The sequence below is a fragment of the Streptomyces sp. NPDC005574 genome (genome assembly GCF_040605435.1).
Lineage (GTDB): Bacteria > Actinomycetota > Actinomycetes > Streptomycetales > Streptomycetaceae > Streptomyces.
Genome location: NZ_JBEXCW010000197.1, coordinates 1 through 5,757, shown reverse-complemented (window position 1 = coordinate 5,757; position 5,757 = coordinate 1). Strand labels below are relative to the sequence as shown.

At 63.2% G+C, this 5,757-nt stretch carries 2 protein-coding genes and 2 pseudogenes; 3 read left to right on the top strand and 1 reads right to left on the bottom strand.

All coding sequences use genetic code 11. The annotated features are described in order from the left end of the window. Positions 1 to 224: 224 nt before the first annotated feature. Positions 225 to 733 (bottom strand): annotated as a pseudogene (locus ABZT03_RS42725) (transposase); the annotation flags it as partial. Between the two features lie 60 nt (positions 734 to 793). Here ABZT03_RS42725 and ABZT03_RS42720 point away from each other — a divergent pair. The 3 genes and pseudogenes from ABZT03_RS42720 to ABZT03_RS42710 form a co-directional block, all read left to right on the top strand. Then, positions 794 to 970 (top strand): annotated as a pseudogene (locus ABZT03_RS42720) (IS630 family transposase); the annotation flags it as partial. Between the two features lie 133 nt (positions 971 to 1,103). Then, a complete protein-coding gene (locus ABZT03_RS42715) occupies positions 1,104 to 3,779 on the top strand; it encodes a LuxR C-terminal-related transcriptional regulator (protein WP_356049529.1) in 2,676 nt (891 codons plus the stop codon). A gap of 88 nt (positions 3,780 to 3,867) precedes the next feature. Then, on the top strand, positions 3,868 to 5,310 hold the full coding sequence (locus tag ABZT03_RS42710; protein WP_356049527.1) for an FAD-binding oxidoreductase: 1,443 nt from the start codon (positions 3,868 to 3,870) through the stop codon (positions 5,308 to 5,310). The last annotated feature ends 447 nt before the right edge of the window (positions 5,311 to 5,757 follow it).

Below are 5,757 nucleotides of genomic sequence, written 5' to 3'. Positions count from 1 at the left end.
AGATCGTCGTACGACGGACGCCGACGGCTGGAAGCTCCCACGGACAGACCAACGAACCGATCACCCGCAGGTCACACAACCTCCTGAGCAGTCACTACAAAACGCCGCCACTCGGGACTCGGGTATCGGACCCCACGAGAGGCCCACGACGAGTACCTAAATCAACAGCTCGCCGCATGAATTAGCCAATAAGCACCTGTCCGGAAAACGCGGGGCCCCTCATTGTGCTCGGTGTGGATCTCACGGATCTCCACCAGCAGGGCATCGTCGGCGGCCTGCCGCTCCTGGCGGGTCTTCGCGCCGGCGATCCATCGGTAGAAGCCCGAGCGCGAGAACCGAAGGACCCGGCATATCCGCTGGACGCCGAAGGTCTCGGCGGGGGCGGAGACGAAGTCCCAGCGGCGGGTCCTCACTTCATCTCCTTGGCGAAATAGGCCGCTGCCCGGCGCAGGATCTCCCGCTCGAGCTCCCACTCCTTCTCCGCCTTGCGCAGCCGGCCGTTCTCCGCGCGCAGCCGGGCCAGTTCCTCATCCCGGCTCTCCGCACTCTGCTCGCCGTGGCTGTGATCGCGGCCCGCGTGCTCGTCGGCCTGGCGCACCCAACTCCGCAACGTCTCGCCGCTCACCCCGACATCCGCCGCGACCGCCGCGTACGTGCGCTTCCCGCCCGCCGCGCGGTACAGCGCGACAGCGTCATTCCTGAACTCCGCCGGATACGGGGACTCACGTCCCACCAAGACACCTTCCCTTGGATCTGCAAGATCCATTGTCAGAGTGTCCACGTCACGGGGGTCGCCTCACACACCTCCGTCCAGGCCCTGGAGCAAGACATCAGGGCCTGGATCGACTCCTGGAATGAGAACCCCAGGCCCTTCACTTGGACCAAGACCGCCGACGCGATCCTCAACTCTCTCGCCGACTACCTCACCAACGTCACTCCGCCAGCCGCCCCAAACCAGCAAGACACTTAAGCACGCATTTTCTGGCGCATCACACTAGCGAGGCAGTCACTGTTTCCTCACCGCGGATTACGTCCGATAACGAGTACTGTGGCCTATATGGCAGGCCGCGGCCGGCCGAAGACAGTGCCGTCGGGAGGCTGCCGTGGGCGTACAAGAGCGAGTGAGACAGTGGCCGCTGGTAGGAAGAGACGGCGAGCTGGACGCCTTCGCCACGGCCTGGGCGAACCGGCGCTGCCAAGGGCTGGTGATCTGCGGGCCTGCAGGGGTGGGCAAAACGCGGCTGGCTGAGGGGTGTCTGGCGCGGGCGGTCCGCGAAGGCTTCAAGAGTGCGCGGGTAACCGCGTCAGTGGTGGCCGCCACGGTCCCGCTGGGAGCGATCGCTCACCTGATTCCGGCCGGGGTTGACCTATCCAACCCGGTCGCGGGCTTCGCCCAGGTCGCCCAAGTCCTCTCTGGGGCACCGGAACAGAGGCGCCGATGGGCGGTGTGGGTCGATGACCTACACCTCCTGGACACTACCTCAGCGGTTCTGCTGCGCCAACTCATGGACGCCGGAGTGATCCGCCTGATCGGCACGGTGCGTACCGGGGAACCAGTCACCGAAGCAGTAGAGGCATTGACACTCGGAGATGCGGTGCACCGGATCGACCTGAGCGTGTTCACTCAGGAGCAGGCCGGCGTAGTGCTGCAGGCCGCCCTGGACGGGCCGGTCGGGCGAAGTACCCTGCACGAGCTGCACACCGCCTCTGGCGGAAACGTACTTTACCTGCGGGAGCTGGTGTTGGGTGCGCTGCAGGCTGGGGCGCTTTCCAACGACGAGGGGATCTGGGAACTGGCTGCGACTGCGCCGGTGGGCACTCCGCGGTTGGCTGAATTGATCGAAGCCCGGTTGGCTACAGCTGACCCGCGGGCACGGTCGGTGCTGGAGTTGCTGGCTTTGTGCGAGCCGATAGCCCTGGCCGATGCCCAGCAGGGCACCTCGATCAGCACTCTGGCTGGCTTGGAGGAAGCAGGGCTGGTGCAGGTCACCACTGAGCGGCGCCGCACCACCCTTCGGCTCGCCCACCCGCTATACGGAGAGATTTTGCGCGCCGGCATCCCCGCCCTCCGCCGCCGCACCCTGCTCTTGGCTCAGGCCGATCGAGTCGAATCCCATGGCGCTCGCCGCCGGGAGGACGCCCTGCACATTGCCACTTGGCGGCTGGCCGCCACTGGCACCGCTGCCCCCTCATTGCTGGTTCAAGCAGCCACTCTCGCCCGGCATGCGCACGACTATAAACAAACTGCTACCCTTTTGGAAGTACTCCCCTTTTCGCATCAAACTGTGCAAACCAGCCTACTGTACGGCGACGCACTTCTCCACCTCGGTGCTTCCAAGCACGCCGAGGCTGTTTTGGCCGAGGCCGACGCGAAGGCGATTACTGAAGAGGATAAAATTGCAGTGACAATGGCCCGGACCATGACGTTGGCCTGGGGCAGAGCCGATCCCACGGCAGCACTGGCCGTGAATGATGCCGCCCGAAGGCAGGTAGTAAGTCCAGCCGGACGCAGAGCTTTGCAAGTCAATGAAGGCGCTATGCGAATCGCCGCAGGAGAACCGGCCAGGGGGTTGGCGATGCTCTCACATCTGGAGGCGGACCCGTTTCAGGCAGCCAGCGTTGATTCTTGGTTGATAGGGGCAATGATGAAAACTATGGGGCTTACGGTCTTGGGCCGTCCCATAGAGGCAATAGGTTGGGCTGAGCATGTTGATAGAGTCCACCGTCAGGTAGATGAGAAAGCTCTCCGCCCACACCCCGCGTCTGCCTCGCATTACAAAGGTGTCGCATTGGGCGAGAGTGGTCAGTTGCGGGAAGCTCGTGCTGCCTGTACATACGCCTTCGACGCCCTCATCGCTGTCCGCGCGCGCATGCCACAACTACGGAGCAGCCTGTTCCTGGCTCGTACAGAATGGCTTTCCGGCCACGCTGCAGCCGCCCGCCGATGGTACGCCGAGTGCGTCACACTCAGTCAAACGCAGAACCAGTTCAGGGAGATGCGTCTCGCACTCTCCGGCTTGGCCGCAGCCGCTGCTGTGCTCGGAGATCTGGAAACAGCACGAGAGACTCTAAATGATATCCCTAACAGCGACTACCCAGTGCCGGGATTTTTTGTCGGTGAGGAACACCTGGGTGAGGCATGGTTGTATGCGGCCTCAGGTGACCTCTCCCGTGCGAGGCAAGTCCTGGCCCAGGCAGCCAAGACTGCCCGGGAAGCCGACAACATCACCTCGGAAGCGTTGCTGCTCACTGATGTTGCCCGTTTGGGAGACGCTGAAGCGGTTGTCGACCGGCTCACAGAACTGAGTCAACTTTGCAACGGGACTTTCGCCCCCGCCCGAGCTCGCCTAGCAACCGCGCTGGCGGCTAACAATCCCGACCTGCTCCTCGCCGCAGCGACCGACTTGGAGGCTATCGGGGCGGACTTGCTGGCGGCCGAAGCGGCCACCGTTGCTTCCTCCCTGTGGCGGCGCTTTGGCCAGCCTCGGCGAGCGGCCGCCGCCGCCGTCCAAGCTCAGGCGTGCGCGACTCGCTGCCCGGGGGTGGGTACTCCTCTGCTGACAACGGCAGAAGCCGTTGCAGCACTCACCGCGCGGGAGCGGGAGGTTGCGTTGCTTGCCTCCGCCGGCACATCGAGCAAGGACATCGCCGCCATTCTGCATCTCTCCGTGCGAACCGTGGACAACCACTTGCAGCATGCCTACAGCAAGCTCGGTGTAACAACTCGTCGCGAACTCGCCGACACCCTTGGCCAGGCAACCAGTCGGCGTTCGGTCTGATAACAAAAAGGTGCCTCAGCACCGCAAAATGAGTCTTTCTGCGATTGGAGGAGAACGGATACAAAACACACGCAGAGTCACTTAGACCATGCGCAAGAAAGAAGAGTACGTGATGCAAATAAATCAACAGGCTTTCGCGCAACTGCGTTCCCAGTTTCGGGGGGCGCTGTTGCTCCCCACGCAGGAGGGATATGAGGAAGCGCGCCGGGTCTGGAACGGTATCATCGACCGGCGACCAGCACTGATCGCACGCTGCGCGGGCAAGGATGACGTTGTCGAGGCGGTCCGCTTCGCGCGTAATCAGGATCTGCTTATCTCAGTAAAGGGCGGTGGCCATGCCGTTGCTGGCCATGCCGTCTGCGACGACGGAATTATGATCGATCTTTCGCTCATGAAAACGGTCTCAGTAGACGGTCAGACTCACAGCGCGCGCGCGGCGGGAGGCCTGCTGTGGTCCGAATTCGACAAGGCCACCCAAGACCACGGGCTGGCCACCACCGGCGGTATCATCAGCCACACTGGGATTGCAGGGTTGACCTTGGGCGGTGGGCTGGGTCACCTGATGCGCAAACACGGCTTGACCGTGGATAACTTGCTATCGGTGGACCTGGTGACAGCCGATGCGCAACGTGTGCACGTCGATGCGGATACCGAGCCGGAGCTGTTCTGGGGACTGCGCGGGGGGGGCGGCAACTTTGGGATCGCCACGTCGCTAGAATACCGCCTTCACCCGGTCGGGCCGCTGGTGCTCGGAGGCCCGATCGTCTGGCCGATCTCTCGAGGAGCCGAGGTGCTGCGGTTCCTGAGGGATTTCGTCCACGAGGCCCCAGATGAGCTCGGGATCACCATCGCTGCGCGGCTCGCGCCGCCACTGCCGTTTCTCTCTGCGGAACAGTACGGCATGCCAGTCCTGATTCTGCTGCTGGTCTGGGCCGGCGACCTGGAAAACGGCCAGCAGGCGATTGAGCCGCTGCGCAGGCTAGGACCGCCGCTGGCCGACATGGTGGGCCCCAGCCCGTACCTGGCGATACAGTCAATGCTCGACAACGACGCCCAACCCGGCATGCACTACTACTGGAAAGCACACCGGTTGCCCGACCTGAACGACGATGTGATTGACATCATCCTCTCAGGTGTACACACGTTGACCTCAACTCGCTCCCATTTCTCCGGATGGGCGGTGGGCGGAGCGGTAAGCAGAGTAGCCTCGGGGGCCACAGCGGTGGGCGAGCGAGAAATGGGCTTCGAGCTAAGCATGATTGCCGCTTGGCCTGCGTCTGCCGGGCAGGCCGACCGCCATCGCGCCTGGGTGCGGGAGCAATGGCAGAAGCTTCGCCCCTATAGTGCCGGGGTCTACGCAAACTTCCTGTCCGACGAGACCGCCCAAGAAGTTCAGGCGGCTTTCGGTACACAGCTGGCGCGACTTACCGCTTTGAAGAACCACTACGACCCTACCAACGTCTTCCGTCTCAACGCCAACGTGCCACCGCGTAATGCAGGTGGTCCGCCGGGATACGGCGGAGGGGTCTAGCTCTAAAGGTTGTCCTACCTTGCAAGGCGATGGCTTTATCCGCTCGTCCCGAATGACCATAGAGCTCGTAACAGGATCATGAGTGAGGCTTTTTTGAGGCGTCGCCAACAGGCATCTCAACAAGATCATATTATGAGCTCGTAGAGTCCGAGGCTTCCGGTATACCTGTAAAGGTTAGTCACGCATGCGAAACTCTTGCGTCCGTCGCATCGCCCGTCGCCCGACGCGGCGATGCAGGTCAGGGCGGCGATAGAGATGCGTCTGCGGGAGCGGCCGCAGACCCGCCGGAGGTGGGGGGATGCTCCACGTCCGCTGCGAATCCTCCCCGGAGGGCCGATCTCCTTCACCCAGCGAGCAATGCTCAAGACTTGTGGATCGGCTTCGGGTGGGGTGCCTCGTGGGATGTGGAGGCGTACCTTCCCGAGTGATCGACTCAAGGTCACCGAG

Bases quoted from the DNA above. Each gene is read 5' to 3' on its own strand.
- ABZT03_RS42710 (WP_356049527.1), top strand. From the start codon at position 3,868: ATGCGCAAGAAAGAAGAGTACGTGATGCAAATAAATCAACAGGCTTTC.